This window comes from Pseudoxanthomonas sp. LH2527 (assembly GCF_022539275.1).
Taxonomy (GTDB): Bacteria; Pseudomonadota; Gammaproteobacteria; order Xanthomonadales; family Xanthomonadaceae; genus Pseudoxanthomonas_A.
The window spans coordinates 1-26829 of the sequence record NZ_JAKZBW010000001.1 but is presented as its reverse complement, the minus strand read 5'-3'; the positions used below and the strand labels follow the sequence as shown (position 1 = coordinate 26829).

The 26829-nt window shown below is 67.3% G+C and carries 27 protein-coding genes and 1 pseudogene; 15 read left to right on the top strand and 13 right to left on the bottom strand.

All coding sequences use genetic code 11. The features are described 5' to 3' along the window. Nucleotides 1-76 precede the first annotated feature (76 nt). The 5 genes from lpdA to pilH all read left to right on the top strand — a co-directional run bounded on the left by lpdA (nucleotide 77) and on the right by pilH (nucleotide 4738). Complete coding sequence (gene lpdA / locus MMG85_RS00140) at nucleotides 77-1519, top strand: dihydrolipoyl dehydrogenase (protein ID WP_241043948.1); 1443 nt, start codon at nucleotides 77-79, stop codon at nucleotides 1517-1519. Between the two features lie 144 nt (nucleotides 1520-1663). Next, nucleotides 1664-2257, top strand: a complete 594-nt coding sequence (locus MMG85_RS00135; RefSeq protein WP_241043947.1) for a TIGR00730 family Rossman fold protein — start codon at nucleotides 1664-1666, stop codon at nucleotides 2255-2257. Between the two features lie 670 nt (nucleotides 2258-2927). Beyond that, the gene (locus tag MMG85_RS00130) at nucleotides 2928-3224 is read left to right on the top strand and encodes a GIY-YIG nuclease family protein (protein WP_241043946.1); all 297 of its coding nucleotides are present in this window, start codon (nucleotides 2928-2930) and stop codon (nucleotides 3222-3224) included. A gap of 20 nt (nucleotides 3225-3244) precedes the next feature. Then, the gene (locus tag MMG85_RS00125; RefSeq protein ID WP_241043945.1) at nucleotides 3245-4243 is read left to right on the top strand and encodes a YhdH/YhfP family quinone oxidoreductase; all 999 of its coding nucleotides are present in this window, start codon (nucleotides 3245-3247) and stop codon (nucleotides 4241-4243) included. 102 nt (nucleotides 4244-4345) lie between these two features. Then, entirely contained in the window at nucleotides 4346-4738 is a 393-nt protein-coding gene (gene pilH / locus MMG85_RS00120; protein ID WP_055942820.1) for a twitching motility response regulator PilH, read from the top strand. A gap of 62 nt (nucleotides 4739-4800) precedes the next feature. Here pilH and cfa read toward each other — a convergent pair whose 3' ends face one another. From cfa to MMG85_RS00105, 3 genes are read right to left on the bottom strand one after another with little or no spacing between them, the layout of a single operon-like run. Then, nucleotides 4801-5919 (bottom strand): cyclopropane fatty acyl phospholipid synthase, encoded by a 1119-nt coding sequence (cfa, locus tag MMG85_RS00115; RefSeq protein WP_241043943.1) that lies wholly within the window; start codon nucleotides 5917-5919, stop codon nucleotides 4801-4803. A gap of 5 nt (nucleotides 5920-5924) precedes the next feature. Then, entirely contained in the window at nucleotides 5925-6770 is an 846-nt protein-coding gene (locus MMG85_RS00110; RefSeq protein ID WP_345778826.1) for a DUF4163 domain-containing protein, read from the bottom strand. A gap of 60 nt (nucleotides 6771-6830) precedes the next feature. Further along, nucleotides 6831-7130 carry a GNAT family N-acetyltransferase gene (locus tag MMG85_RS00105; RefSeq protein WP_241043942.1) on the bottom strand — a complete coding sequence of 100 codons (300 nt, stop codon included), beginning with the start codon at nucleotides 7128-7130 and terminating at the stop codon, nucleotides 6831-6833. A 198-nt stretch (nucleotides 7131-7328) separates the two neighbouring features. Here MMG85_RS00105 and MMG85_RS00100 point away from each other — a divergent pair, with 198 nt between their 5' ends. Continuing rightward, nucleotides 7329-7532, top strand: a complete 204-nt coding sequence (locus MMG85_RS00100; RefSeq protein WP_055942808.1) for a hypothetical protein — start codon at nucleotides 7329-7331, stop codon at nucleotides 7530-7532. A 141-nt stretch (nucleotides 7533-7673) separates the two neighbouring features. Here MMG85_RS00100 and MMG85_RS00095 read toward each other — a convergent pair whose 3' ends face one another. The 3 genes from MMG85_RS00095 to MMG85_RS00085 form a co-directional block, all read right to left on the bottom strand. Next, the gene (locus tag MMG85_RS00095) at nucleotides 7674-8375 is read right to left on the bottom strand and encodes a hypothetical protein (RefSeq protein WP_241043939.1); all 702 of its coding nucleotides are present in this window, start codon (nucleotides 8373-8375) and stop codon (nucleotides 7674-7676) included. Between the two features lie 80 nt (nucleotides 8376-8455). Further along, nucleotides 8456-9070, bottom strand: coding sequence for a rhomboid family intramembrane serine protease (locus MMG85_RS00090; protein ID WP_241043936.1), 615 nt, complete (start codon nucleotides 9068-9070; stop codon nucleotides 8456-8458). 9 nt (nucleotides 9071-9079) lie between these two features. After that, complete coding sequence (locus tag MMG85_RS00085) at nucleotides 9080-10720, bottom strand: oligopeptide:H+ symporter (protein WP_241043935.1); 1641 nt, start codon at nucleotides 10718-10720, stop codon at nucleotides 9080-9082. A 148-nt stretch (nucleotides 10721-10868) separates the two neighbouring features. Between MMG85_RS00085 and MMG85_RS00080 the strand changes: the two genes are divergently transcribed. Next, the gene (locus tag MMG85_RS00080) at nucleotides 10869-12623 is read left to right on the top strand and encodes a M14 family metallopeptidase (protein ID WP_241043934.1); all 1755 of its coding nucleotides are present in this window, start codon (nucleotides 10869-10871) and stop codon (nucleotides 12621-12623) included. A 177-nt stretch (nucleotides 12624-12800) separates the two neighbouring features. Here MMG85_RS00080 and MMG85_RS00075 read toward each other — a convergent pair whose 3' ends face one another. Beyond that, a complete protein-coding gene (locus MMG85_RS00075; protein WP_241043933.1) occupies nucleotides 12801-13553 on the bottom strand; it encodes a glutathione S-transferase family protein in 753 nt (250 codons plus the stop codon). Between the two features lie 51 nt (nucleotides 13554-13604). Further along, nucleotides 13605-14486: a ZIP family metal transporter gene (locus tag MMG85_RS00070; protein WP_241043932.1), complete on the bottom strand. Its 882-nt coding sequence runs from the start codon at nucleotides 14484-14486 to the stop codon at nucleotides 13605-13607. Nucleotides 14487-14748: 262 nt separating this feature from the next. Between MMG85_RS00070 and MMG85_RS00065 the strand changes: the two genes are divergently transcribed. The 4 genes and pseudogenes from MMG85_RS00065 (at nucleotide 14749) to dbpA (ending at nucleotide 17966) form a co-directional block, all read left to right on the top strand. Then, the gene (locus MMG85_RS00065; protein WP_241043931.1) at nucleotides 14749-15531 is read left to right on the top strand and encodes a YbaY family lipoprotein; all 783 of its coding nucleotides are present in this window, start codon (nucleotides 14749-14751) and stop codon (nucleotides 15529-15531) included. A gap of 253 nt (nucleotides 15532-15784) precedes the next feature. Beyond that, a pseudogene (locus MMG85_RS00060) lies at nucleotides 15785-16117 on the top strand (ribonuclease domain-containing protein); the annotation flags it as partial. Beyond that, nucleotides 16114-16548: a barstar family protein gene (locus MMG85_RS00055; protein WP_241043929.1), complete on the top strand. Its 435-nt coding sequence runs from the start codon at nucleotides 16114-16116 to the stop codon at nucleotides 16546-16548. The pseudogene MMG85_RS00060 and the gene MMG85_RS00055, both read left to right, overlap by 4 nt. Nucleotides 16549-16589: 41 nt before the next feature. Further along, nucleotides 16590-17966: an ATP-dependent RNA helicase DbpA gene (dbpA, locus tag MMG85_RS00050; RefSeq protein WP_241043927.1), complete on the top strand. Its 1377-nt coding sequence runs from the start codon at nucleotides 16590-16592 to the stop codon at nucleotides 17964-17966. Nucleotides 17967-18151: 185 nt separating this feature from the next. Here dbpA and MMG85_RS00045 read toward each other — a convergent pair whose 3' ends face one another. Next, a complete protein-coding gene (locus MMG85_RS00045; RefSeq protein WP_055942770.1) occupies nucleotides 18152-18361 on the bottom strand; it encodes a cold-shock protein in 210 nt (69 codons plus the stop codon). 308 nt (nucleotides 18362-18669) lie between these two features. Between MMG85_RS00045 and MMG85_RS00040 the strand changes: the two genes are divergently transcribed. From MMG85_RS00040 to MMG85_RS00030, 3 genes are all read left to right on the top strand, one after another. Beyond that, complete coding sequence (locus MMG85_RS00040) at nucleotides 18670-19227, top strand: YaeQ family protein (protein ID WP_241043926.1); 558 nt, start codon at nucleotides 18670-18672, stop codon at nucleotides 19225-19227. 4 nt (nucleotides 19228-19231) lie between these two features. Then, on the top strand, nucleotides 19232-20413 hold the full coding sequence (locus MMG85_RS00035; RefSeq protein ID WP_241043925.1) for an NAD(P)/FAD-dependent oxidoreductase: 1182 nt from the start codon (nucleotides 19232-19234) through the stop codon (nucleotides 20411-20413). A 70-nt stretch (nucleotides 20414-20483) separates the two neighbouring features. After that, the gene (locus tag MMG85_RS00030) at nucleotides 20484-22097 is read left to right on the top strand and encodes a carboxylesterase family protein (protein ID WP_241043924.1); all 1614 of its coding nucleotides are present in this window, start codon (nucleotides 20484-20486) and stop codon (nucleotides 22095-22097) included. A gap of 60 nt (nucleotides 22098-22157) precedes the next feature. On the opposite strand, the gene MMG85_RS00025 is transcribed toward MMG85_RS00030, so the two are convergent. From MMG85_RS00025 to MMG85_RS00010, 4 genes are all read right to left on the bottom strand, one after another. After that, a complete protein-coding gene (locus tag MMG85_RS00025; protein WP_241043923.1) occupies nucleotides 22158-23138 on the bottom strand; it encodes an LLM class flavin-dependent oxidoreductase in 981 nt (326 codons plus the stop codon). Between the two features lie 84 nt (nucleotides 23139-23222). Continuing rightward, nucleotides 23223-23894: a glutathione S-transferase gene (locus tag MMG85_RS00020; RefSeq protein ID WP_241043922.1), complete on the bottom strand. Its 672-nt coding sequence runs from the start codon at nucleotides 23892-23894 to the stop codon at nucleotides 23223-23225. 189 nt (nucleotides 23895-24083) lie between these two features. Beyond that, nucleotides 24084-25643 carry a protein adenylyltransferase SelO gene (locus MMG85_RS00015; protein ID WP_241044278.1) on the bottom strand — a complete coding sequence of 520 codons (1560 nt, stop codon included), beginning with the start codon at nucleotides 25641-25643 and terminating at the stop codon, nucleotides 24084-24086. 5 nt (nucleotides 25644-25648) lie between these two features. Further along, on the bottom strand, nucleotides 25649-26398 hold the full coding sequence (locus MMG85_RS00010) for a sulfurtransferase (protein WP_241043921.1): 750 nt from the start codon (nucleotides 26396-26398) through the stop codon (nucleotides 25649-25651). 87 nt (nucleotides 26399-26485) lie between these two features. Here MMG85_RS00010 and MMG85_RS00005 point away from each other — a divergent pair. Next, on the top strand, nucleotides 26486-26829 hold a 344-nt coding region (locus MMG85_RS00005; RefSeq protein WP_241043918.1), incomplete at its 3' end, for a metalloregulator ArsR/SmtB family transcription factor.

Sequence of the window (26829 nt, the reverse complement as noted above, 5' to 3'; positions counted from 1 at the left end):
GCCATACCCATTCCCGGATCTCCGCTTCTTCCCATTCCCGATTTCCCATTCCCGATTCCCGTGTGAGCGAAAGCCAATGAGCGAACAACAACAATTCGACGTCGTCGTCATCGGTGCAGGCCCGGCCGGCTACCACGCCGCCATCCGTGCCGCGCAGCTGGGCATGAAGGTCGCCTGCATCGACGCCGCGCTGGGCAAGGACGGCAAGCCCGCGCTGGGCGGCACCTGCCTGCGCGTCGGTTGCATCCCGTCCAAGGCGCTGCTGGATTCCTCGCACCAGTACCACAACCTGACCCACCAGTTCGAACAGCACGGCATCAGCGTCAAGGACGCGAAGATCGATGTCGGCACCATGGTCGGCCGCAAGGACGCCATCGTGAAGCAGTTCACCGGCGGCATCGCGCAACTGTTCAAGGCCAACAAGGTGACGGCGTACTACGGCTTCGGCCAGTTGCAGCCGGGCAACCTCGTCAAGGTGAAGCAGCACGACGGCAGCGAGGTCGAGCTCAAGGGCACCAACATCATCATCGCCGCCGGTTCGGATTCCATCGAACTGCCCTTTGCCAAGTTCGATGGCGACACCATCGTCGACAACGTTGGCGCATTGGATTTCACCGAAGTGCCGAAGCGCCTGGCCGTGATCGGCGCAGGCGTGATCGGGCTGGAGCTGGGCAGCGTGTGGAAGCGCCTTGGCGCCGAGGTCACCATTCTCGAAGCCCTGCCCGATTTCCTAGCCGTCGCCGACAGCGAAGTGTCGAAGGTCGCCGCCCGCGAGTTCAAGAAGCAGGGCCTCGAGATCCGCCTTGGCGCCAAGGTGTCGAAGACCGACGTCACCGGCAAGGGCAAGAAGAAGGAAGTCGTGGTCACCTACAGCGACGCCGAAGGCGAGAAGACGCTGACCGTCGACAAGTTGCTGGTCGCCGTGGGCCGCCGCGCCGCGAGCAAGGGCTTGCTGGCCGAGGGCACGGGGGTCAGGCTCAACGAACGCGGCCAGGTGGAAGTGGACGCGCACTGCCATACCGGCGTCGATGGCGTCTGGGCCATCGGCGACTGCGTGCGCGGGCCGATGCTGGCGCACAAGGGCTTCGAGGAAGGCATCGCGGTCGCCGAGCTGATCGCCGGCCTGCCCGGGCATGTCAACTTCGACACCATCCCGTGGGTCATCTACACCTCGCCCGAGATCGCCTGGGTCGGCAAGACCGAGCAGCAGCTCAAGGCCGAGGGCGTGGCCTACAAGGCCGGCTCCTTCCCGTTTGCCGCCGTGGGCCGCGCCGTGGCGATGGCGGAGCCCAGCGGCTTCGTGAAGGTCATCGCGGACGCCGAAACCGATCGCGTGCTGGGCATGCATCTGGTCGGCGCCAACGTGTCCGAACTGGTGCACGAAGGCGTGCTCACCATGGAGTTCAAGGGTTCCGCAGACGATCTGGCCCGCATCTGCCACGCGCACCCGTCGCTGTCGGAAGCGGTACACGATGCCGCGATGGCCGTGCACAAGCGCGCGATCCACAAGGCCAACTGAGTTGGCCGGGGGTTCGGGAATGGGGATTCGCGACAGCAGATTCCCGCCCCCTCCCGGGTCCATGATCCAGGAGCGCCGGACATCCGTCCGGCGTTTCGCTTTTGACTCCACGAATCCCATTCCCCACTCCCGAATCCCGGCCTCATGAAATCCCTCTGCGTCTACTGCGGCTCCAACGCCGGCAACAAGCCCGCCTACACCGAACGCGCGATCGCCCTGGGCGACCGCATCGCCAAGGAAGGCATGCGACTGGTCTACGGTGGCGGCAACGTCGGCCTGATGGGGACCGTCGCCGATGCCGTGCTCGCCGCCGGCGGTGAGGTGGTCGGCGTCATTCCCGAACAACTGGTCAACTGGGAAGTTGCGCACAAGGGCGTGACCACGCTGGAAGTCGTCGCCAACATGCACGAGCGCAAGAAGCGCATGTTCGACCTCTCCGACGGTTTCGTCGCCCTGCCCGGCGGCTTCGGCACGCTGGACGAGATGTTCGAGATGCTGACCTGGCGCCAGCTCGGCATCGGCGACAAGCCCTGCGCCTTCCTCGACGTCGAAGGGTTCTACACCCCGCTGATGGGCATGATCGACCGCATGGTCGAGGAGCGCTTCCTGCACCCGGAACAACGCGCCGACCTGTGGCACGGCGACGACCTCGATGCGATGGTCGCGTGGATGCGCGCCTACACGCCTGCGCAGGCGGACAAGTGGATGGATGAGAAACGGCGAAAGTCGTTGCGGTGAGCCGTCCATCGTCCCAGCGAAGGCTGGGACCCATCTTGCTCTTGCTGGCAGCCAGGCGGCGACCAAAGGCAATGGATTCCAGCGTTCGCTGGAATGACGGCGGAGGGTTTTCGTGCGATGGACGAATTGTCGTCGTCCCAGCGGCTTTCAACAGACGTACGTCTGGTCACGCTTGGACCCATCTTGCTCTTGCTGGCAGCCAGGCGGCGACCACAGGCGATGGATTCCGGCTTTCGCTGGAATGACGGTGAAGGGTTTCCGTGCGATGGAAGAGCTGCCGTCGTCCCAGCGAACGCTGGGACCCATCTTGCTCTTGCTGGCAGCCAAGCGGCGACCACAGGCAATGGATTCCAGCGTTCGCTGGAATGACGGCGGAGGGTTTCCGCGCGATGGACGAACTGCCGTCGTCCCAGCGAACGCTGGGACCCATCTTGCGCTTGCTGACAGCCAGGCGGCGACCACAGGCAATGGATTCCAGCGTTCGCTGGAATGACGGTGGAGGGTTTCCGTGCGATGGATGAACTGTCGTCGTCCCAGCGAACGCTGGGACCCATCTTGCTCTCAAGGCTGCCTTCACCAAACACGCTACCGGCGGATTGCTGCTTGTCCGGGAACGATGAGGTAGGTTTATAGTCTCCTCGCTTGCGCTGACTGGCAAAGGAGAGCCTGCATGCCTAGGGAGCGGATTCCCTGTGTCTACATTCTGTGCAGCCAACCTCGCGGCACGCTCTATATCGGCGTAACGTCCGATCTTCCAGGACGCATCTGGCAGCACAAGCACGATCAAGCCGACGGCTTCACTCAACGCTACGGCGTCCATACTTTGGTCTGGTATGAAGTCCATGAGCAGATGGAATCTGCGATCCTGCGCGAGAGGTCCATCAAGGCATGGAAACGCCTCTGGAAGATTCAGCTCGTTGAAGCCACAAACTCTACTTGGCGGGATCTCTATCCCGACATTCTTTGAATGAAAGAGGTGCATAGACCATGACCCTGCCTTCCACCCCCTTCAACGCCTTCCGCATCCACAGCGACGACGCCGGTTATCGCGGCGGCATCGAGGCCATCGCGCTGGATGCCCTGAATCCCGGCGAGGTCGTCATCAAGACCGCGTACTCGTCGGTCAACTACAAGGACGCGCTCGCCGGCACCGGCGAAGGCAAGATCCTGCGGCGATTCCCGCTGGTGGGTGGCATCGACGTGGCGGGCCATGTGGTGGCCTCGACGGATCCGGCGTTCAAGGAAGGCGATGCGGTGCTGGTGACCGGCTCGGGCCTCAGCGAAACACGCGATGGCGGCTATGCCGAGTACGCGCGACTCGATGCGAAGTGGGTCGTTCCCCTGCCCGCCGGACTCAGCCTGCGCGAGAGCATGATCCTGGGCACCGCCGGTTTCACCGCTGCGTTGGCGCTCTACCGCATGCGCGACAACCGGCAGACGCCCGATCTCGGCCCGCTCGCCGTCACCGGCGCGACCGGTGGCGTGGGCTCGCTGGCCGTCGACATCTTCAGCAAGGCCGGCTTCGCGGTGCATGCCATCAGCGGCAAGCCCGAAAACACGGACTACCTGAAATCCATCGGCGCCAGTGAAGTCCTGGGCCGCGACGCGCTGGCGACCTCGCGGCCGATGGAGTCCGCGCGCTTCGGTGGCGGCCTGGACAATGTCGGCGGGCCGATGCTGGCCAGCCTGCTGGCGCAGACCGTGCCCTACGGCAACGTCGCCAGCGCCGGCCTCGCCGCCAGCGCCGACCTGCCCATAACTGTGATGCCCTTCATAATTCGGGGCGTGTCCCTGCTCGGCGTTGCCTCCGCCGGCACCGCGCGCGATATCCGCGAACAGGTCTGGCAGCACCTGGCCAGCGACTGGAAACCGCGCCACCTGGACACGATCTGCACGCGGGAAACCACGCTGGAAGGCCTGCCGGAGGTGTTCCGCACCATGCTGGACGGGCGTTCGTTCGGACGCACGCTGGTGCGAATGGGATGAACGGCACAGGCGGCGCGACGGGCGTCGTCCGTTGGCCTCCCAGCCCATTGTGTTGTCACCGACAAGGTCTAAAATCGACGGCGGGGAACACTGGGGATATCCATGGCAAAGATTCTGATCGTCGACGATTCGCCATCGCAGCTGCTGGGCATCCAGCGCATCGTCGAGAAACTGGGGCACGAATCCATCACCGCCGAGGACGGCGCAGCGGGCGTGGAAGTCGCCAAGCGCGAACTGCCCGACATGGTGCTGATGGATGTGGTGATGCCGAACCTCAACGGGTTCCAGGCCACCCGCACGCTGAGCCGCGAGGCCACCACCAAGCACATCCCGGTCATCCTGGTGACCACCAAGGACCAGGACACCGACCGTATGTGGGGTCTGCGCCAGGGCGCCAAGGCCTACCTGACCAAGCCGTTCTCCGAGGACGAACTGGCCGAGGTGATCGAGCGCATCTTCAACGCGCGCGAACTGCCTTCCGCACCGTCGGCCTGACGCGACATCGATGGATCGACAAAGAGCAGGCTGCGGCCTGCTCTTTTCGTTTGCGTGCCCGCTCAGCGTGGTGCGACGTAGCCGCCCGGCACGCCGCGCGGCGACAGCACCAGTTGCCACAGGTGCGAACGCCGGCTGCGGAAGGTGGCCATCGACGCCGCCAGGTAGAACCGCCACATCCGGCGGAAGCGCTGGTCGTAGCGTGGATCGAGCGCTTCCCACGCGGACTCGATATTGTCGCGCCATGCCTGCAGCGTCAGGTCGTAGTCGGCGCCGAAGTTGTGCCAGTCCTCCAGCACGAACCGGCCCTCGGCCGCGTGCGTGATCTGTGCCGCCGAGGGCAGCATGGAGTTGGGGAAGATGTAGCGCGCGATCCACGGGTCGGTGCGGTCCACCGAGCGGCTGCTACCGATGGTGTGCAGCAGGAACAGGCCGTCGGCGGGCAGGCAACGCCGCACCACGTCGAAGTACGCGGCATAGTTCTTCACGCCTACGTGCTCGAACATGCCGAGCGAAAACACCGCATCGAACGGCTCGTCCAGCGCGCGGTAGTCCTGCAGGCGGATCTCCACCGGCAGTCCGGCGCACAACCGGCGCGCGTACTCGGCCTGCTCGCCCGAGATGGTGACGCCGACACCTTCCACGCCATACCGCTCGGCCGCGAACTTCAGCGCTTCGCCCCATCCGCAGCCCACGTCGAGCACCCGCATGCCGGGCCGCAAACGGAGCTTGCGGCAGACCAGGTCGAGCTTGGCTTCCTGCGCGGCGTCGAGGGTGTCGGCATGGCGCCAGTAGCCGCAGCTGTAGACCAGGCGACGGCCCAGCATGGCGGCGTAGAGATCGTTGCCGAGATCGTAGTGGCGTCGCCCCACTTCGCCACTGCGACGCGGGGACTGGAGGTTGGTCAGGCGCGCCCGCAGTGCATCGAAGATCTCACCGGCGCGCGGCACCCGTTCGTCCAGGCGCGCCGCCAGCAGGCGGTACAGCAGGCCGTCGAGCGAGGCGGCGTCCCACCACCCGTCCATGTAGCTTTCGCCCAGGCCCAGCGAGCCCTGCCCCAGCACGCGTGCGTGGAAGCGCGGATCGTGGACCTTGAGGTCCCAAGGCCGTTCGCCATCGACCCGCACATCCGCTTCGGCCAACAGGGCTGCAATCCTGCGCTCGAAGCGGGCATGCGGCATGGCGGTCAGCGGGCGAACAGCTCCGCGTACGCCGGGGCGACGTGCGGCAGCAGCAGCGCCGATGACACGTCGACCGTCTGCGTGCCATCGGCATACGGACCCACCTGGTAGGGCGGGAACACGAAGCGCAACGCGGTAATGCGGCCTGCGGCGTCGAGCACCGGGATGAACTCGCTGAAGTTGGCGGCGTCCGGCTCGGTGCCTTCGTCGATCATCCGGAAGGTGCTCTTGATCAGCGCCGCGCGGTCAGTCGGCGCCAGCTCGTCCTCGTCCGCGCGGGTCACCACGGCGGTATGCAGCTGTTCGCGCACGTAGTCGCTGATGGCCTGCCAGCCTTTCGCGTCCGGGACCAGGGCGGCGGCGGTCAGGCGGGCGTCCTGCTTCGGCAACCAGACGAAGCGCGCGATGAGCGGCTGGCCATGCGCGCCGCCGGTGTAGCGGCTGCCATCGGCCGCCACCGCCACGATGTTCGGCGTATCCACCACCTGCTCGAAGGCCAGCGACAATTCGTAGGGGGCCGACGGCTTGTCGTTGCCGAACGCCTCGACGGCCTCCATCAGCTCGGCGCGCTGAGCGTCGGTATAGGCCGCCAGTGTCCGCGCCAGGCCGGGATGGCGGTTGACCGTCGCCGGATAGCTGATGCCCACGACATAGCGGTCGGTGGACTCGATGACATCCTTCAGCTCGGGCGGCGCCACCGGCGCTTCTGCGGGCGCGGCCGCGGGCACCTGCGGCTCGGCGGCGGTCGGCGGCGGGGTGGACTCGCGCTGGCAGGCGGACAGCGCCAGCGTCGCCATCAGGACGACGCCGATGCGACGGATCGGGTTGCGGGTATCGAGGGGGGATGACACGTACGGGCTCCTTCCGCGTGTGAGGGGCGTCATTCTAGGCTGCCGTACCCGGCACCTCCATCACGAACGTGCGTCGACCAGATCGGCGTACTCGGGATGCCGCTGGACGTACGCCGCCGAATAGGAGCACGCCGGCACCACGCGCCAGCCCTGGCGGCGCGCGTGGTCCAGCGCCGCCTTGACCAGCGTGGCGGCGATACCGCGGCCCCCGATCGCCTCGGGCACGCCGGTATGGTCGATGACCATGCGCCCGCTCCGTAGCGAGTACAGGAGCTCGGCCTCGTGGCCGTCCAGCCGGAGGGAGAAGCGGTGGGCGTCCGGGTCGTGATGGAGGTCGGGCGTGGGCGGGTCGGCGGTCATGGCAGCTCCGTGGTAGGGGACACCCCTACAGTGTGACCCAATGCCCGGCTGGCCCTGTGGCACAACTGGACGCAGCGCGTCACATTCATGCTTGTGAAAGAAAAGGACGGCTGCAGGAGCGTGACCGATATCGCACTTCCATAGTTGGCACGATTGCTGCGTGACATGGCACAAAGACCTGCATCTCGGAGTTCCGCCATGAGCCTGATCGACGCACTGCCCGATGTCTCCAACGCCAGCGACTTCACCCTGCTGGAGGGCCTTTACCAGCTGACCGTCACCGGCCACACCGATGCGTGGGAGTTCGAGAAACTCAACAACGCGGTGTACGAGCGCCTGATGTCGACCTATTCCGGCAGCGAGAACGCCGGCGTGCACGCCGTGCACTCGTTGATGGACTGATACCGCACGTCTTCCACCGGGTGCTCCGGCGCGGCGCAGGGGTCCACCTTCGGGTGTGACTGCCGCGCCGGAGTCCCGTCCCAGCTGCATCGACGATGCAGGCAGAACGACCATCCCTTCTTCCTCGACACCAACGTGGCGCTACTCGCCGCGATGGTCGCGCTTGCCCTGGTTGCGCCGATCCTGCGTGCCGGCGCTGCCCTGGATGGCCTTCATCCGGCTTTCTGCCGCGTGCAGCTCGTGCGCCTTGCCGGCGGCTTCGGCGGAGGCGAAGCCCGCTTCCGGCGTGGCGCCGTGAGTCTCCTGATCCAGATGCTGCCATGGTGCCGGGTGGCGATCATGTTCAAGCTTCTGTTCGAGCAGGCTGCGTGCGTTGGCCAACGCCTGGGCGGGTGTGATCTTCCTCGGTGCGCGCTTGCGCGCGACCTTCTTCGCCGCAGCCTTGGCTGCGGGGACTTGCCCCGCCGTGGTGGCCGTCTTCGTCGTCACGCGTTTGGCCGGACGCTGAGGTGCCGGCTTCTTTACTGCCTTGCGTGCGACCTTCTTGGTGGCGGTCTTCGCCGTCTTCTTCGCGGCGACCTTGCGTGTGGCCTGCTTGGCGACCGTGCGCGTCGCCGTTTTCTTCGCCGCCTTGCGGATTGTCTTGCGTGCCGCACCGGTCTTGCGGGCGACTTTCCTGGCGGCGGCTTTTGCGGGTGCCCCTTTCTTCGCGGTGGTTTTCTTCGCGGCGACCTTCTTCGTCGCCACCTTCTTCACTGCCTTGCGTGTTGCCGTTTTACCGGCTGCCGTTTTCCTGGCCGTCTTGCCGACGGTCTTGCTGGCTGCTGTCTTCCGGGTCGCCATGCGTTTCTCCACGGGTGGGACACGGCACCGGGATAGCACGGCCCACCTTCAATGCAGGTGAGCAAAGCCGCAATGGCGGCTTAACCGAAGCTGGGACGCGAGAGTTCCTGCAGGAAGTGGCCCACCACACCCGTGTCCATCACCACCAGGAACAGCACGCCATAGGCCGCACCGGCCAGATGGGCGCCGTGGTTGATGTTGTCGCCCCCGCGCTTGTCCATCCAGATGCTGTAGGCGATGTACAAGACGGCGAACACGATGGCCGGCATCGGGATGAAGAACACGCCGATCGTGGCCCAGGGCGCCAGCATGATGAAGGCGAACAGCACCGCCGACACCGCGCCGGATGCGCCCAGGCTGCGGTAGTTGGGGTCTTTCTGGTGCTTCAGATAGGTCGGCAGGATCGACACCACCAGCGCCGAGAAGTAGAACAGCGGGAACACCCATGGCCCGTGCTGCGCCGCCATCCAGGCTTCGATCTGGCGACCGAAGAAGAACAGCGTGAACATGTTGAAGAACAGGTGCCAGATGTCGGCATGGATGAAACCGTAAGCGACCAGCCGGTCGTACTGGCGATGGCGGTCGATCGCCGGCGGCCACAGGATCAGCCGCATCAGCAGCGAAGGCGTGCGCAAGGCGATCAGGCTGACCACGCAGGTGACCGCGATCAGCAGCAGGGTGATGGGAGCTTCCATCCTTCGTCCTCAGGCCGCCGTGCGGTAGTTGTCCTGCATCGGGTACGTGCGTGCGTACAACGCGAATGCGAGCGCCGCGACGAAGGCAAAGCCGGCGAAGAAGAACATCAGGAACGCGTTCTCGCTGAGCCCCGTACTGGCGATACGACCAAGCACCGCTTCGTTTCGCACGCCAAAATTTGTCAGCAACACCCACAGACTGCCAAAGGTACTGGTCAGGTACCAGAACGCCATGATCACACCCTTCATCGCGTGCGGGGCTTGGCTGTAAGCGAACTCAAGTGCGGTTGCTGACACCAGTACTTCACCAAAGGTCAGCAGCAGATAAGGCAGCGACTGCCAAGCCAGCGCCACGGGGTCGCCACCATCGATCCACAATTGCAGCACACCCGCGGCGATCCAAGCCACACCGGAGAAGGCGATACCCCACCCCATACGCTTCAATGCCGTAACGTTGAATCCCAACTTTCTCAGCGCTGGATACAGCACCAAGTTGTTGAATGGGATCAACATCATCACCAGCAGTGGATTCAGCGCCTGCATTTGCGAAGGCGACACAAACCACTCGCGAAGCATATCGCCTACCTTCTGCGGCAGCCAAGAGAAGGTGGGCATCACCATCTCTCGTCCCTGGATAATCCAGGTCGACGCTTTCTGATCAAACAGAGACCAGAACGGCGTAACCAGCGCAAACACGATAAGGATGCGCAAGACGGCGCGCACGCCGTCAACCGCAGTATCCGGATGCAGGCTGCGCGCACGCTCAAGCTGCATCGCGGCACCCAAGCCGCCCAATGCAATCACCAACCCCAATGCCAGACAGGCCGAGATGACAAAGCCGAAATCAGGCCACCATGAAGGGGCCGCTGATATCCAGGAAAGCGCCCACAACAGCAGCAATGCCACCGCGCCCAGCAAGCCCAGGAGCGCGACATACAACCCCCAGCGCCCTTCGCCTGGACGCTGAGCCTTAAGCGCCGTCGTCACGACCTTCAGAAAGGCATGCGGGTCGGCACCAGAGGGCGGCACGTGCACATACTTGTTCCGGCCCAGCCAGAAGATGACCGTCGCGATGAACATCAACACGCCGGGGATGCCAAAGGCCACAGCCGGGCCATAACGGTGCAACAGGAACGGGGCCAGCAGCGACGCGAAGAAAGAGCCGAAATTGATGATCCAGTAGAACGCATCGAAGACAATCTTGGCCTTGTCCTTGTTGCTCTGGTCAAACTGGTCTCCACAGAACGAGACCACAAGCGGCTTGATGCCGCCCGACCCCAAGGCGATCAAAAACAGACCGGCAAAGAAGCCTGTGCGACTTTCCTCGAATAGCGCCAAGCATGCATGGCCGGCACAGTAAATCAGCGAGAACCAGAGGACGGTGTTGTACTTGCCGAAATAGCGGTCCGACAGCCAACCGCCCAGCAACGGGAAGAAGTACACGCCAATGACGAAGCTGTGGAAGATGTCCTTCGCGTGCCCCTCGCGGTCGATGACCGGCAGATACGCCAGGATGATGCTGCCGACGAGGAATTCCACCAGGATGTTGCGCATCCCGTAGAAGCTGAAACGCTCGCAGGCCTCGTTGCCGATGATGTAGGGAATCTGGCGGGGCATGCGGCCCTGGCTGGCTTCAGCGGTCGTGCTCATCCGATCTTCCGGTGAAAAAGTCCCGGAAGGTTACCGTATCCCCCCGCACACGGTCGAACCGCCGCGCCGTCACCGTGAGGCGATCAGGGACTGGGACTGACCGCGATTGCGCGGCATCATGCGCCCCTGCCCTGTTCAGGAATTCCCGATGCTGCGACCGCTCTTCGCCACCCTGCTGCTGGCCCTGGCACCCCTTGCGAACGCCCAGACTCCGCTGACGACGGTGGCCGAACGCTCCGGCTTCATCGAGACCGGGCGTTACGAAGAAGTCACCACGCTGTGCGATGCCTTCGCGCGCCGCTATCCGAAGGCGGTCCGCTGCACCACCTTCGGCACCACCCCGGAAGGACGCCCGATGAAGGCGCTGGTCGCCTCCACCAGCGGCGCGCTGACGCCGGAACAGGCACAGCGGCGCGGGCTGCCGGTGGTGCTGGTCCAGGGCGGCATCCACGCCGGCGAGATCGATGGCAAGGACGCGGGCTTTCTCGCCCTGCGCGAGGTGCTGGAGGGCAACGCCGCCACGGGTGCGCTGGACAAGCTTGTGTGGGTATTCGTGCCGGTGTTCAACGTGGACGGCCACGAACGCTTCGGCGCTTGGAACCGCCCCAACCAGCGCGGCCCGAAGGAAATGGGCTGGCGCACCACCGCGCAGAACTACAACCTCAACCGCGACTACCTGAAGGCCGACACGCCCGAGATGCAGGCGATGCTGCACCTGGTGCAGCGCTGGGATCCGCTGGTGACCGTGGACCTGCACGCCACCAACGGCGCGCAGTTCGAGCACGACATCTCGATCCAGGTCGAGCCCGTGCATGCCGGCGACGCCGGCCTGCGCAAGGCTGGCCTGGCGCTGCGCACCGGGGTGATCGATGACCTGGCGAAACAGGGATCGTTGCCCCTGCCCTACTACCCTTCGTTCGTCGTGAACGATGATCCGACATCGGGTTTCGAGGACAGCGTGCCGCCGCCACGCTTCTCGCATGGCTACTACCTGCTGCGCAACCGCATCGCCATGCTGGTGGAAACGCATTCGTGGAAGGCGTACCCGGTGCGCGTGCGCGTCACCCGCAACACGGTGGTGTCGGTGCTGGAGCATGTCGCGCGCGAGGGCGCTTCCTGGCAGGCAGCGGCGAAACAGGCCGATATCGCGGCCGCATCGCTGGGTGGTCGATCCGAGCCACTGACCTACGTCGCCGCGCCCACTGCGCGCACCGTCGACTTCCGCGGCTACGCCTACACGCGCACGATGTCGGAGGTGTCCGGTGCACCGATGACGCGCTACGACGAAACCACGCCGCAGATCTGGAAGGTGCCGCTGAAGGACGACATCCGTCCCGGCATCGTCGTCGACGCGCCAGGCGCCGGATATCTGGTACCCGCCGCCGAAGCGTCGTGGGTGGCCGCCGTGCTGAAGACGCACGGCGTGGAGTACCGCCTGCTGGGTAAAGCATGGCAGGGTGACGCCGACGCCTTCCGTGCACGCAAGACCCGCTTCGGCGCCGGCCCGGTGGAGACCCACCAGCGCCTGACGGTGGAAGGCGACTGGCAGCGCGAGACGCGCGGCGTGCCGACCGGCTCGCTGTTCGTGCCGATCGCGCAGGCGAAATCGCGCCTGGTGATGGCGCTGCTCGAACCGCAGGCGCCGGATTCGCTGCTGGCGTGGGGGCGTTTCAACAACGCCTTCGAGCGCAAGGAATACATGGAAGACTACGTGGCCGAGACGGTGGCGCGCGAGATGCTGCAGGACCCGGCAGTGAAGGCCGAGTTCGAGCGCAGGCTGCGCGATGACAAGGCCTTCGTGGCGGATCCTGGCGCGCGGCTGGAGTTCTTCTACCGCAAGCATCCCTCATGGGACGAGCGTTACCAGCTGTATCCGGTGCTGCGCGTGGATACGGCGCCGTAACGCGGTATTGCTTCTGTAGGAGCGAAGTAAGTCGCGACCGCAAGCCCAACCTCCACGCGTAAAGCCGATGGTTCTCCTTCCGGGCGCGCTGCGGCGCGTTCTTGCCACTGCACGGTGTACTGCTATCGGGGCGCGGTCGCGACTGACGTCGCTCCTACAGAAAGAAGAAGCGCGCACTCAGCCCGGGCGCCGCACGCCATAGCGCGGCGCAGCAGTTCCATACGTGGTTTCAGTAACCGGCGCGCCCATCGCCGCCAGTGCCGCGCGTTGTTCCGGCAGCGGCGTACGCAGGGTTCCGTCCTCGTAGCGCGCCAGCGTCTGGAACGCAGGCAACGCCCATGCGCGTTCGAGCAGGCCCGCCACGCGCGGCCAGCGCGCTGCGTCCACCTGATAACGCACGAACGCGGCATTGCGGAAGAACGCCGCGATGCTGATGTCGGCGATCGAGACCTCGCCGAAGATCCAGCCCTGTGCCGGCAGCTGGGCCTCCAGGTAATCCAGCGCGACCGGCAGTTCCTCCTCGCGCGCCTTGCGTACGACGTCCTCGTCGGTACCTTCGTTGAACAGGAACCGGCGCACGCCCTTCTGGAAGAACATCCGCCAGACGATGACGTCGCCCAACTGGGAATCGCAGTATTCCTCCAGCCAGCGCGCCTTCGCCCGCTGGACCGGATCGGCCGGATACAGCGGTACGTCCGGGTACCGATCCTGCACGTATTCGCAGATGACGGTGGAATCGTTGAGCACCAGGTCGCCGTCGAGCAGCACGGGGATGCGGCGCAGCGGACTGAGCCGGCCGAACGCCTCGTCGCCGACGAACGGCGCGATGGGATCGATCCGGTACGGGATGCCCTTCAGTTCGAGGCACACCAGCACCTTGCGCACATAGGGCGACAGGTAGTTGCCGATGATCGTCAGCGGTTCGGTCATGCGCGGGCTCCGTGGGGACCGGGTGCAGCGTGCGCATGCGGCGCGCGGCGGTCAACCCAGCGCGGTGTCCAGCGCCATCATCAGGCAGAACCCGATCGCCAGGCCGAGCGATGCGATGGCCCCGTTGCCATGGCGGTTGGATTCGGGAATCACGCTGTGGCTGACGGCGATCAGCATGGCGCCGGCGGCGAAGGCCAGGCCCCACGGCAGCAGCAACGACGACACCGACACCGCCCACGCGCTGAGCACCGCCGCGACCGGCTCGGCCACGCCCGACAGCGCACCGATGAAGACCGCCTTGCTGCGCGCCATGCCGGCACTGGCCAGGATCAGCGCCACCACCAGGCCCTCCGGGATGTCCTGCAGCGCGATGCCCATCGCCAGGCCTTCCGCCCCGCGCAGGCCACCGCCGGCGGCCACGCCCACCGCCATGCCCTCGGGCACGTTGTGCAGCACGATGGCCAGCACGAACAGCACCACCCGCGACGGCACCAGATCGCGCTTCGCATCGCGCGGATCGTCCACCACGCCCCGGTCCAATGCCAGCAGGGCCAGCGCACCCAGCAACACGCCGGCGCTGACCAGTCCGGCAGCGCCCCACGCCGAGTACCCCGCGCGACCTGCCGCATCCAGCCCCGGCAGCACCAGCGAGAACGCCGTGGCCGCCAGCATCACCCCCGCGCCGAAGCCCAGCAGGCCATCCGCCAGTTGTTGTTGCAGGTGCTTCACCACCCACACCGGCATCGCGCCGAGCGCGGTCGCCAGTGCGCACAGACCACCACCCCGCAGCGCACGCCGCAGCCCGCTGCCATCGTCCACCGGGATCGTCGCCACCAGCCACAGGGCCACGCCCACGATCGCCAACGTAGCCACGACATACGGCCACGCGAACAGGGCGCGCGTCTGGGCGAAAGGATGCAGCACCCGGTTCATGCCGTCGTACTCCCTGCGCGGGGCAGTGGCGTCGGTCCCGATACTAGCCTCGCCTGCGCACCGACGCTCATCGCAAAACTGAATCGCTGCGATGGGTACAGCCCATCGCGCCTGGCCTCGGCCTGGCCACCGCGTTGGCGGCCCGGGGCAAGCCGACACCGTTCGCGCTTCTGCGACCGCGTGCCGGTGCTTCCCGCGTTGACGAACCATTACGTCCGCCATCGCTAAGCTGGCGGCCCGCCACCGCCACCAGGAGCGTGCGATGTTCCGTCCCTTGCTGACCACCGCCTGCCTGCTTGTGCTGGCAGGCTGCCAATCCCCGCCGGCCACGGCGCCGACGCCGGAAGCGCCTTCTGCGGCATCGCCCGCTTCGGCCGCGATCCAGGGCCGCGCGCTCTACATGGAGCGGATCGCGCCGCCGCCCGGCGCGATCCTCAGCGTGCAACTGGTGGACAACCAGTTGGCCGACACGCCCGCCGCCGTGGTGGCCAGCGCCGACTTCGCCGATCTCAAGGGTCCCCCGTTCGCCTTCACCCTGCCCTACGACCCGGCAAAGCTGCGGCCGAACGGACAGTACGGCCTGCATGCCGGCCTTCGCGACGCGCAGGGCAGGCTGTGGTTCGTCACCGACACGCGGGTGGCGGTGACGCCGGGCTCGGCAGCGCCGGTCGAGTTCCGCATGGTGCGCGCGGGCGCCGACCCGGTGGCGCCTGCGGTGGGCACGCCCTGGGAGCAGGCGAAGTCCCGCGGCAGCGTGTTCCGCGGCATCGGCACCGAGCCGGGCTGGTCGGTGGAAGTCGGCGGCGGCGCGACCCCGCGCCTGTGGGGCGACCTGGACTACGGCGAGCGCGCCATCGAGGTCGCGCAGGCGCGCAGGACGGCGCAGGGTTATGCCGGCAGCACCGGCGATGGCCTGGCCGTCTCGCTGACCACGAAGAAGGAAAGCTGCAGCGACGGCATGAGCGACACCGAATACCCCGCCTCCGCCGTGCTGACGGTCGGCGACCAGACCTATCGCGGCTGCGGCCGCTTCCTGACGGAATGATGCCTACATGAGTCGACGTTCCCGCGCACGCCGCCAGAGCCGCCAACGCCTTCCCCTGATCGCCTTCGTGATGCTGCTCGTGCTGGGTGCGGGCGCGTGGTGGTGGTCGCAACGCGACGATGCGCCCGCCCCATCGACCACCACCGCACTGGAAACGCCCGAGCCCACCCAGACCAGCGCCGTGCTGGCGCTGCCGCCGGTGGAGCAGACCCGTCCCGGCGCACTCGCCGGCGAGGTGCCCGACGTCGCGCCGCCTGTCGCAGCTGCCGCGCCCTCTGCATCGCGCAGCACCGGCGCACTGCCCGCCTTCCTGCCGCCGGAAGCCCAGCAGACCCTGACGCTGATCCAGCGCGGCGGGCCGTTCCCGCACCGGCAGGACGGCAGCGTGTTCCAGAATCGCGAAGGACGGCTGCCGCGGCAGTCGCGCGGCTATTACCGCGAGTACACCGTCGACACCCCGGGGCTGGACCATCGTGGCGAGCGACGCATCGTCACCGGCGGCCAGCCGCCGCGCGAGTACTACTACACCGACGATCACTACGAGAGTTTCCGCCGGTTCGAGATCGGCGGCGAGGCCACGCCATGAGCGACTCCGGCTTCGACCCCGGCCTGGCCGATCCCGCGCGCGCGGGCGTGTTCTTCGTCACCGAGGACGATCTGGACCCGTTGTCCGCCGTCGGCCGCGACGCCGGCCTGCTGGCCCGCCGCATCGACCTGTCCGGCTGCGACAGCAAGTCCGCGCTGCTGCTGCGCATCGCCACGGTGCTGGACTTCCCGCAAAGCTCGGGACGCAACTGGGACGCGCTGTCCGACAGCCTGCGCGACCTGTCGTGGCTGGACGCGCCGGGCTACGTGCTGCTGTTCGAACAGGCGCACGAACTGCGCGACCGCGCCGAGGACGATTTCGACACCCTGCTGGACATCCTGGACGAGGTCTCGCAGTTCTGGACCGCGAACGAGGTTCCGTTCTGGTCGTTCATCGCGCTGCCGGAAGAGGACTTCCCCGACCTGCAGTAGGGTTTCCCGGCGGTAGCCTCGCCGATCTGCGAAAATGCCGCATGATCGATTTCACCTCGCTTCCGCTGGCGCCCGGCCTGCAGCAGGGCGTCCAGGCGCTCGGCTACACCCGCCCCACCCCCATCCAGGCGCGCAGCCTGCCCGCCATCCTCGACGGCCGCGATGTCATTGCGCAGGCGCCGACCGGCAGCGGCAAGACGGCCGCGTTCGGACTGGGCCTGCTGCACCGGCTGGATCTTGCCACCGTGCGCACGCAGGCGCTGGTGCTCTGCCCCACGCGTGAGCTGGCGGACCAGGTGGCGCAGCAACTGCGCAAGCTGGCGCTCGGTCTTCCCAACCTGAAAGTGCTGACGCTGTGCGGCGGCATGCCGCTGGAGCCGCAGCTGCGCTCGCTGGAAGCGCACGACCCGCACGTCGTGGTCGGCACGCCCGGCCGCATCCAGGAACTGTTGCGCAAGAAGGCGGTGCACCTGGGCGGCGTGCGCACGCTGGTACTGGACGAAGCCGACCGCATGCTCGACATGGGATTCGAGGAGCCGATCCGCGAGATCACCGGCAAGACGCCGAAGGATCGCCAGAGCCTGCTGTTTTCCGCCACCTTCACCGATGCCATCCGCAAGATCGCCCGCAACACCCTGCGCGATCCGCTGGAGGTCACGGTGGATGCGCCGCAGGAACAGGCGGTGATCGAGCAGCGCTTCGTGCGCGTGGAGCCGGACCGCAAGCAGATCGCGCTGGCCGGCCTGCTGGCGCAGCGCGGCGTGGATTCGTGCGTGGTGTTCTGCAACATGCGCAAGGACGTGGACGAAGTGGCCGGCTCACTGCAGCACTTCGGTTTCTCCGCGCTGGCCCTGCATGGCGACATGGAACAGCGCGACCGTGACGAGGTGCTGGTGCGCTTCGCCAACCGCAGCTGCAACGTGCTGGTCGCCAGCGACGTGGCCGCGCGCGGGCTGGACATTGAGGACCTGGCGCTGGTCGTCAACTACGACATGCCCAGCGACGCCGACACCTACGTGCACCGCATCGGCCGCACCGGCCGCGCCGGGCGCGGTGGGCTGGCGATCAGCCTGTGCACGCCGCGCGAACTGCCGCGGGCCACGGTGATCGAGGAGCGCCTGGGCGCACCGCTGCTGTGGGACCGCAGCGTCCCGCCTGCGCCGAAGGCCAACACCGCACCGCCTGCCACGATGACCACGTTGCGCATCGATGCCGGCAAGACCGACAAGCTGCGCCCCGGCGACGTGCTGGGTGCGCTTACCGGCGACGCCGGCCTGTCCGCGTCCGCCATCGGCAAGATCAATGTGTTCGCCACGCGCACCTACGTGGCCGTCGCGCGCGAGAAGGCCGCCGCCGCGCTGTCGCGGCTCAACGCCGGCAAGATCAAGGGTCGCAGCTTCCGCGTGCGGAAGCTCTGAAAGCGCTCCGTCGTCCCAGCGTACGCTGGGACCCATTTGCTGTTGCTTTGCTGAAAGACGATGGATTCCAGCTTGCGCTGGAATGACGACAGCCGATCCGCAACCCTCATCTTGGTGACCACACAAACAAAAACGCCGGCGCTTGCGCACCGGCGTTTTCTTGAACCGTCGGGTTCAGCGCTGGATTACAGCGGCTGCACCTGGTCGGCCTGCATGCCCTTCTGGCCCTGCACGGCGACGAAGGAGACCGCCTGGCCTTCCTTCAGCGACTTGAAGCCATTGCCCTGGATCGAGCGGAAGTGCACGAACAGGTCGGGGCCGCTCTGCGGGGTGATGAAGCCGAAGCCCTTGGCGTCGTTGAACCACTTGACGGTACCGGTCTGACGATCAGACATCTTTACTAACTCCTGAAACATGGATGAAAGGACCACAACCCCGGCATATGACCGGGACGGGACTGGGTTTGCAGGCGTTGGTAAAGCGGGAAGATGTAGCAGATGTATCTACCGCATCAGGCTCACGATTCACGGTGACCCTGGCAAGCACAGTGGCGGCACTCTACCGGGGTTTTCAGGTAAAAGCGAATCCCAGTTGCCGCCAACCTGAACAGGGAGGTCCGGCAGCCCTGCCCGCCGGCGTAGCGCACGCACGGGTCGCCGCCCCTCGCGGCGTATGATGGCGCCCCTTCTGCCGGACCCCCGCCATGGCCCTCAAGTCCACCGTCGTCAAAGCCGAACTGCAGATCAGCGACATGGACCGGCACTACTACGGCGCCCACGGCCTGACCCTGGCCCAGCACCCGTCGGAGACCGATGAGCGCCTGATGGTCCGGCTGCTGGCCTTCGCCCTGCATGCCGACGACCGCCTGGAGTTCGGCAAGGGCCTGAGCAACGAGGAAGAGCCCGATCTCTGGCGCAAGGACTACACCGGCCTGATCGACCAGTGGATCGACCTGGGCCAGCCGGACGAATCCCGCATCCGCAAGGCTTGCGGCAAGGCGGGCGAAGTCATCGTGGTCAACTACGGCGGCCGCGCGGCCGACCTCTGGTGGGACCGGAATGCGGCCCTGCTTGCCCGTCACCGCAACCTGACCGTGCTCGACATCGCCGCGGAGACGGTCGATGCCGTGACCGCCCTGATGGTGCGCAGCATGCGCTTCAACGTGATGATCCAGGATGGCGAGATGCAGTGGATGACCGACGACCTCGTGGTCAGCGTGATCCCGTCCATCCGCCAGGCAGGCCTCGCCCGGGCTGCCTGACCGCATGGTGCCGACCCACGACGTCCTGGTCATCGGCGGCGGCGCGGCCGGCCTGATGACTGCACTGACCGCCGGCCAGCGTGGCTTGCGCGTACTGGTGGTCGAGCACGCCAACAAGGTCGGCAAGAAGATCCTGATGTCCGGCGGCGGCCGCTGCAATTTCACCAACACCGGCACCACGCCGGCCAACTTCCTGTCGGCCAATCCGCATTTCTGCAAGTCGGCGCTGGCGCGCTATACGCCGGCGGACTTCATCGGGCTGGTCGAACGGCACCGCATCGCCTACCACGAGAAGGAACTCGGCCAGCTGTTCTGCGACGTGTCCTCCAAGCTGATCGTCAAGCTGCTGGTGGACGAATGCCTAGCCGCCGGCGTGCGCATCGAGACCGGCTGCAGCGTGACGCGCGTGGAGCAGGCCGATGGCGTGTTCCGGCTGGAGACGACGCTGGGCCGCTTCGCCGCGCCGTCGCTGGTGGTCGCCACCGGCGGGCTGTCGATCCCGAGCATGGGCGCGACCGGCTTCGGCTACGACCTGGCGAAGCAATTCGGCCACGACCTGCTGCCGACGCGTGCCGGCCTGGTGCCGCTGACGCTCAGCGGCAAGCACCAGGAGCGGCTGGCCGACCTCAGCGGCGTCGCCTTCCCGGTGGAAGCGCGTTGCGGCAAGGCGCGCTTCCGCAACTTCATGCTGCTGACCCACCGCGGGGTCAGCGGGCCGTCGATCCTGCAGATCTCCTCGTACTGGCAACCCGGCGACGACCTGCGCCTGGACCTGCTGCCGGACCGCGACGCGCTGGACTGGCTGCAGGGCCAGCAGAGGCAGCGTCCCGATACCGAACTGAAGACGGTGCTGTCCGACGCACTGCCGCGCCGGTTCGCCCAGCGCCTGTGCGAGGTCTGGCTGCCCAACCGGCCGATGAAGCAGTTCAACGCGCCGCAACTCAAGGATGCCGCCGCCCTGCTTGCCGGGTGGCCGCTGGTCGCCAGCGGCACCGAGGGCTACCGCACGGCCGAAGTCACCCTGGGCGGCGTGGACACCGATGGCGTGTCCAGCAGCACGATGATGTCGAAGCGGGTGCCGGGCCTGTTCTTTGTCGGCGAGGTGCTGGACGTCACCGGCTGGCTGGGCGGGTACAACTTCCAGTGGGCGTGGGCCTCCGGCCACGCCGCGGGCATGGCCGCCTGACGCACTGCGGCGTTCCCCACGCGGCGGCCTTTGCTAGCCTTGCGGAAACCGGTGTCATCCAGGGGTTTCCATGACGTCATCGCTCGATACGGCCTTGCGCCGCCGTTTCCTGGCACAACTGGCCGGCACCTCCGGAGTCGCGCTGGCGTCGGCCTGCCTGCCGGCTGGGGCCACCACCGCGCAGGCCACGTCCGCGACCACCCGTAGCGGACGCATTGCCGGCCGCGTGGACCATGGCATCCATGTGTTCCGTGGCCTGCCCTACGGCGCCGATACCGCCACCCGGCGCTTCCAGCGCGCCCTGCGCGAAACGGCCTGGAGCGGCGTGCGCGATGCCACCCGCTTAGGCGCATCCGCGCCCCAGCGTGGCGATGCCGACGGACAGCCGGTCAGCGAGGACTGCCTGTTCCTCAACGTGTACACCCCTGCCCTGCGCGATGGCGGCAGGCGTCCGATCCTGTTCTACATCCACGGCGGCGGCTACAACAACGGCTCGGGCTCGCATCCGCTCTACGACGGCGTGAACCTGTGCCGGCGCGGCGACGTGGTGGTGGTCACCGTCAACCACCGGCTCAACGCGTTCGGCTATCTGTATCTCGGTGAGAGTGGCGACGGGCGCGTGATGGACGCCGGCAACATCGGCCAGCTCGACCTGATCGATGCGCTGCACTGGGTGCGCGAACACGCCTACGAGTTCGGCGGCGACGCCGGCAACGTCACCGTGTTCGGCCAGTCGGGCGGCGGCGCGAAGATCGCCACGCTGATGGCGATGCCGGAGGCCGACGGCCTGTTCCACAAGGCGATGACGATGAGCGGCCAGCAGGTCACCGCCGCCGGCCCGCGCGCGGCGGCGCAGCGCAGCGCGCTGTTTCTGGCCGAACTCGGACTGCGGTCGGGCGACATCGACACCTTGCTGGCGATGCCCATGGCGCGGCTGCTGGACGCCACCCGCGTGCGCGATCCCTCGCGCGCCGAAGACACCTCGCTCTATTTCGGCCCGGTGCTGGATGCGCGCAACCTGCATCGCCATCCGTTCTATCCGGATGCGCCCGCGCAGTCGGCGCGCATCCCGATGATCATCGGCAACACGCGCGACGAGACCCGCGCCTTCCTCGGCAACGACGAGGCGAACTTCTCCCTGACCTGGGAACAGGTGCCGCAGAAGCTGCGCGAGCAGCAGTACGTGGACCTGTCGCCGGAGGTGGTGATCGCCGAGTACAGGCGGCTGTATCCGGACTACACGCCGTCCGAGGTCTTCTTCGCGGCGACCACCGCGGGACGTTCGTGGCGCGGCGCCATCATCGAAGCCGAGGAACGCGCGAAGCAGGGTGCTCCCGCGTGGGTCTACCAGCTGGATTGGCGTTCACCGGTGGAAGGCGGCCGCTTGCGCGCCTTCCACACGCTCGACATCCCGCTGGTGTTCGACAACCTCGCCGCGGAAGGATCGAAGACGGGCGCCGATGCACGCGCCCGCGCGATGGCCGCCCGCATGAGCGCCGCACTGATCGCACTCGCCCGCCATGGCGACCCGAACCACGCCGGTCTGCCCGCATGGGCCCCGTACACGCTGCCGCAGCGGCAAACGATGGTGTTCGACGACGAAAGCCGGATGCAGAACGACCCGCGCGGCGGCGAGCGCAGCCTCTACCAGCGCGTGCCCTTCATCCAGCGCGGCACGATGTAGCGTGCACCGAGCGCACGACCGCATGGATGCGTGTCACCGCCATCGTGCGCGTGGCGCGCGCTACGACATGACCTCGGCGGCAATCTCGAAGGAGCGCAGGCGCTTGGCGTGGTCGAAGATGTTGGCGGTCAGCATCAGTTCGTCCGGACGATGGCGCTGGATGAAGTCGGCGATGCCCTTGCGCACGGTATCGCGGCTGCCGATCACGGCACAGGCGAGCGCCTGTGCAACGCCGGCTTTTTCATGCGGCTCCCAGAACGTCTCGATGTCGTCGATCGGCGGCGGCACCAGGCCGGCGCGGCCGCGGCGCAGGTTGACGAAGGCCTGCTGCTGGGTGGTGAACAGGTAGCGCGCTTCCTCGTCGGTGTCGGCCGCCACCACGTTCAACGCGAGCATCGCGTGCGGCTTGGCCAAATGCTTGGACGGGCGGAAGTCGCGGTGATAGAGCAGCAGCGCCTGGTCCATCGCATCCGGCGCGAAGTGCGATGCGAACGCATACGGCAAGCCCAGCGCGGCCGACAGCTGCGCACCGAACAGGCTGGAGCCCAGCAGCCACACCGGCACCTCCAGTCCCGCGCCCGGCACGGCGCGCACGGCCTGGCCTTTCTGCACCGGCGCGAAGTAGCGCAGCACCTCCTGCACGTCCTGCGGAAACTGATCGGCGCCGTCGAAGTAGCGGCGCAGGGCGCGCGCCGTGGCCTGGTCGGTGCCCGGTGCGCGGCCCAGTCCCAGGTCGATACGGCCCGGATACAGCGACGCGAGCGTACCGAACTGTTCGGCCACCTGCAGCGGCGAGTGGTTGGGCAGCATGATGCCGCCGGCACCGACGCGGATCGTCGAGGTCGCGCCGGCGACATGACCGATCAGCACGGCAGTAGCGGCGCTGGCGATGCCCGGCATGTTGTGGTGTTCGGCCAGCCAGTAGCGCGTATAGCCCCAGCGCTCGGCGTGCTGCGCCAGGTCGCGCATGTGGGCGAAGGCCTGGGTGGTGTCGCTGCCTTCGCAGACGGGGGCCAGATCGAGAAGCGAATACGGAATCATGGGAACACCGGCAATGACGATGCCATCGTCATGGGGTCGCTGCCCGCAGGATTCCACCGCAGGTCGCGGGACGCTGTATCCCGCTCAGCCCAACAGGTCGAACGGGCCGCCCTGCTGCAGCGCCCGCTGGTAGGCAGGCCGCGCATGGAGGCGCGCGAGGAAGCCGGCCAGGTTCGGATGGTCCGCAAGGCCGGTCCGCACCGCGGCGGCTTCCACCGGGAAGCTCATCTGGATGTCCGCCGCACTGAACTGCTCGCCGGCGAACCAGGCCGCCTTGCCGAGTTCGTGCTCCATGTAGTCGAGATGCAGCTTCACCTGCGGACCGACGAAGGTCCGCATGGCCTTGTCGGCGATCCCGCGCGCGACCGGCCGGGCGAAGAACGGCATCGGCGCCTTCTTCAGGCGCGAGAACACCAGGCTCAGCAGCATCGGCGGCATCGCCGAGCCTTCCGCGTAGTGCAGCCAGTAGCGGTAGCGGAGGTGCTCGGCACTGCCCGGCGACGGCGCGAACCGGCGCGCCGCGTCGTAGCGCTCCACCAGGTACTCGAGAATGGCACCGGATTCGGCCAGCACATGCTCGCCGTCCACCACCACCGGCGACTTGCCCAGCGGGTGGACCTTCTTCAGCTCCGGCGGCGCCAGCATCGTTTTCGCATCGCGCTGGTAGCGCACGACGGTGTAGTCCAGCCCCAGTTCTTCCAGCAGCCAGAGCACGCGCTGCGAGCGGGAGTTGTTGAGGTGGTGGACGGTGATCATGGGGGCGCTCCGCGGGGGAAGCTCATGCTACCGCGCCACCCGCCGTTGTAGGAGCGACGTCAGTCGCGACCGCATGTCGACCGCCACGCTGGAAACATGCCTGTGCCATAGACCCTTTGTACCTGAGGGCACGAGGAGGCCAAGCCGTTTGGTCGCGACTGACGTCGCTCCTACAGTGGGGCAGCGCGCTCACGAACTGCAAGACAGCATCGAGCAGCCTGCGCGTTCCCGTGCCCAGTCGGGGCGCCGTTGCGCAAACCGGTCGCGGCCGGGTTGGTCGTCGTAGGGCCGGCGCATGATGTCCAGCAGGTCGTGGACGCCGGTCAGGTCGCCGGCCTCCGCGGCATCGATCGCCTGCTGCGCCAGGTAGTTGCGCAGCACGTAGCGGGGATTGGCCAGGCGCATGCGTTCGCGGCGCGTGGCGGCGTCGAGCGCATCTTCGTCGCGGCGCCCCGCGTAGGCCGACAGCCAGTCACGCAGCGCGGGCGCCACGGCCTCGCGCTTCGCCGGATCGTAGAACGCCTCGTCGAAGGCGGACAGCGAGGCCTCCGACAGATCCGCGTCCATCAACGCGCGGAAGAACAGCGTCATGTCGATCTCGCCCTCCTGCAACAGCAACTGCAGCGCCTCCATGCGTTCGACATCGTCATCGCGGCAATCGGCCAGACCAAGCTTGCCTGCGATGGTGTCGCGATCCGCCCGCGTGTAGGCATCGGCGAAGCGCTGCAGTCCGTCCTGCAACGGCGCCGCGTCGGCGAACAGCGGCGACAGCGCCTGCGCGAAACGGCTCAGGTTCCAGCCGGCCACGCGTGGCTGCCAGCCGAACCGATAGCGCCGGCCCTGTGCATCGGTGGTATTCGGCGTCCAGTCCGGATCGTAGTGGTCGATCCAGCCATACGGGCCGTAGTCGATGGTCAGGCCCAGCACCGACATGTTGTCGGTGTTCATCACGCCATGGACGAAGCCCACCCGCATCCAGTGCGCCACCATCACCGCCGTGCGTTCGCAGACCTCGGCGAACCATGCCGCGTACAGCGCCTCGCCCTCGCCCGACAGATGCGGGAAGTCGCGCCGGAGGGTGAAGTCCACCAGCGCACGCAGCAGGTCCGTCTCGCCACGCGAGGTGGGCAGCTGGTAATGGCCGAAACGCAGGAACGACGGCGCCACGCGGCAGACGACCGCGCCCGGTTCGGGTTTCGGGTGGCCGTCGTAGAACATGTCGCGCACCACCGCCTCGCCCGTGCCAACCAGGCTCAGCGCCCGCGTCGTCGGTACGCCCAGGTGGTGCATCGCCTCGCTGCACAGGAACTCGCGGATCGAGGAGCGCAGGACCGCGCGGCCATCGGCGGTGCGCGAGTACGGCGTCGGGCCGGCGCCCTTCAGCTGCAGTTCCCAGCGCTGGCCGGCGGCATTGACCGCTTCGCCCAGGGTGATGGCGCGGCCGTCGCCGAGCTGCCCGGCCCAGTGGCCGAACTGGTGGCCACCGTAGTTGCCGGCATAGGGCTGCATCCCGGGCAGCAAGGCGTTGCCGCCGAACACCTGGGCGAATGCAGGCGATGCGACATCCGCATCGTCCAGTCCGAGCAACGACGCGACGTCGCGCGAATGCGCCAGCAGCATCGGCGCGACCACCGGCGTGGGCTCCACCACCGACCACAGCGCAGCGCGCACCTCGCGGCGGCGATAGCCCTGCTCGGGATCGCCCGGCAGTTCGCGCAGGAAGCGGTTGTCGAAACGCAGGGCGTCCAGGCCGCTCATGCGGCGTCCGCAGCGTCGTCCACCAGCGGCGTCAGGTCGGGGCGCAGCGCGACGCGTTCGTCGAACACGAAACAGGCGCCGTCGTAGCCGAATCCGCCCACCTGCTCGAAATAGCCGAGGATGCCGTCGTCCAGCTGCAGCACGTTGTCCATGCCGTCGGCCTGCATCCACAGCGCGGCCTTCTCGCAGCGGATGCCGCCGGTGCAGAAGCTGACCACAGTGGCGTCCCTCAGCGCATCGCGATGCGGTTCCAGCGCCGCCGGCAGATCGGTGAACTTGTCGATCGGCAGCGTCAGCGCGCCGGCGAAGGTGCCGTATACGATTTCCTGCTGGTTGCGCGTGTCCAGCATCACCACGCGACGGCCCGCGTCGTCGTGGCCCTGCTGCAGCCAGCGCGCCAGCGTGCGCGGCGCGACGACCGGCGCCCGCGCGTCTTCCGGCGTGCTGCCGGGACGGCGGAAGCTGATGATTTCCGGCTTGACCTTGACCTTGAGGCGCGCGAACGGCACCCGCTCGCTAAGGCTGTATTTCACCCGCAAGCCTTCAAAGCGGGGATCGGCGCGCAGCGGTGCCAGGAAGGATTCGATGGCATCCGCCTCGCCGGCCAGGAACAGGTTCAGCCCCTCGCCCGCCACCAGCACGGACCCGCGCAGGCCCTGCGCTTCGGCGCGGGCATGCAGGGTGGCGGCGACGTCCGCCGGCGCCTCGAGGGGGGTGAAGTGATAGGCGGCGATATTGGTGACCATATGGCGATTTTACCGCCCGTCGGCGCCCATCCCCTTCATTCAACCGGATGGTTGACAGTCTAGGACTACGCCGAAATACTCAACCACATGGTTGAACATGATGCCGCCCGCCTCGATGCCGTCTTCCACGCGCTCGCCGACAGCACCCGTCGCCGCATGCTGCGCAGCCTGCGCGGGCAGCCGCGCAGCGTGGGCGAGCTGGCGGCGCCGTTCCGGATCTCGCTGGCGGCCGCGTCCAAGCACATCAAGGTGCTGGAGCGCGCCGGGCTGGTGACGCGACAGATCCAGGGCCGCACGCACCTGTGCCGCCTGCAACCGCAGGCGCTGGCCGAAGGCGACGCCTGGCTGCGGCAGTACGAACAGTTCTGGACCGCCCGCCTCGACGCGCTTGATGCGGCGCTGCAGGCAGACGCCCCTTCCCCCAGTCCCCC

Coding starts and splice junctions, on each gene's coding strand:
- lpdA (WP_241043948.1), top strand. CDS start 77: ATGAGCGAACAACAACAATTCGACGTCGTCGTCATCGGTGCAGGCCCG.
- MMG85_RS00135 (WP_241043947.1), top strand. CDS start 1,664: ATGAAATCCCTCTGCGTCTACTGCGGCTCCAACGCCGGCAACAAGCCC.
- MMG85_RS00130 (WP_241043946.1), top strand. CDS start 2,928: ATGCCTAGGGAGCGGATTCCCTGTGTCTACATTCTGTGCAGCCAACCT.
- MMG85_RS00125 (WP_241043945.1), top strand. CDS start 3,245: ATGACCCTGCCTTCCACCCCCTTCAACGCCTTCCGCATCCACAGCGAC.
- pilH (WP_055942820.1), top strand. CDS start 4,346: ATGGCAAAGATTCTGATCGTCGACGATTCGCCATCGCAGCTGCTGGGC.
- cfa (WP_241043943.1), bottom strand. CDS start 5,919: ATGCCGCATGCCCGCTTCGAGCGCAGGATTGCAGCCCTGTTGGCCGAA.
- MMG85_RS00105 (WP_241043942.1), bottom strand. CDS start 7,130: ATGACCGCCGACCCGCCCACGCCCGACCTCCATCACGACCCGGACGCC.
- MMG85_RS00100 (WP_055942808.1), top strand. CDS start 7,329: ATGAGCCTGATCGACGCACTGCCCGATGTCTCCAACGCCAGCGACTTC.
- MMG85_RS00095 (WP_241043939.1), bottom strand. CDS start 8,375: ATGGCGACCCGGAAGACAGCAGCCAGCAAGACCGTCGGCAAGACGGCC.
- MMG85_RS00090 (WP_241043936.1), bottom strand. CDS start 9,070: ATGGAAGCTCCCATCACCCTGCTGCTGATCGCGGTCACCTGCGTGGTC.
- MMG85_RS00085 (WP_241043935.1), bottom strand. CDS start 10,720: ATGAGCACGACCGCTGAAGCCAGCCAGGGCCGCATGCCCCGCCAGATT.
- MMG85_RS00080 (WP_241043934.1), top strand. CDS start 10,869: ATGCTGCGACCGCTCTTCGCCACCCTGCTGCTGGCCCTGGCACCCCTT.
- MMG85_RS00075 (WP_241043933.1), bottom strand. CDS start 13,553: ATGACCGAACCGCTGACGATCATCGGCAACTACCTGTCGCCCTATGTG.
- MMG85_RS00070 (WP_241043932.1), bottom strand. CDS start 14,486: ATGAACCGGGTGCTGCATCCTTTCGCCCAGACGCGCGCCCTGTTCGCG.
- MMG85_RS00065 (WP_241043931.1), top strand. CDS start 14,749: ATGTTCCGTCCCTTGCTGACCACCGCCTGCCTGCTTGTGCTGGCAGGC.
- MMG85_RS00055 (WP_241043929.1), top strand. CDS start 16,114: ATGAGCGACTCCGGCTTCGACCCCGGCCTGGCCGATCCCGCGCGCGCG.
- dbpA (WP_241043927.1), top strand. CDS start 16,590: ATGATCGATTTCACCTCGCTTCCGCTGGCGCCCGGCCTGCAGCAGGGC.
- MMG85_RS00045 (WP_055942770.1), bottom strand. CDS start 18,361: ATGTCTGATCGTCAGACCGGTACCGTCAAGTGGTTCAACGACGCCAAG.
- MMG85_RS00040 (WP_241043926.1), top strand. CDS start 18,670: ATGGCCCTCAAGTCCACCGTCGTCAAAGCCGAACTGCAGATCAGCGAC.
- MMG85_RS00035 (WP_241043925.1), top strand. CDS start 19,232: ATGGTGCCGACCCACGACGTCCTGGTCATCGGCGGCGGCGCGGCCGGC.
- MMG85_RS00030 (WP_241043924.1), top strand. CDS start 20,484: ATGACGTCATCGCTCGATACGGCCTTGCGCCGCCGTTTCCTGGCACAA.
- MMG85_RS00025 (WP_241043923.1), bottom strand. CDS start 23,138: ATGATTCCGTATTCGCTTCTCGATCTGGCCCCCGTCTGCGAAGGCAGC.
- MMG85_RS00020 (WP_241043922.1), bottom strand. CDS start 23,894: ATGATCACCGTCCACCACCTCAACAACTCCCGCTCGCAGCGCGTGCTC.
- MMG85_RS00010 (WP_241043921.1), bottom strand. CDS start 26,398: ATGGTCACCAATATCGCCGCCTATCACTTCACCCCCCTCGAGGCGCCG.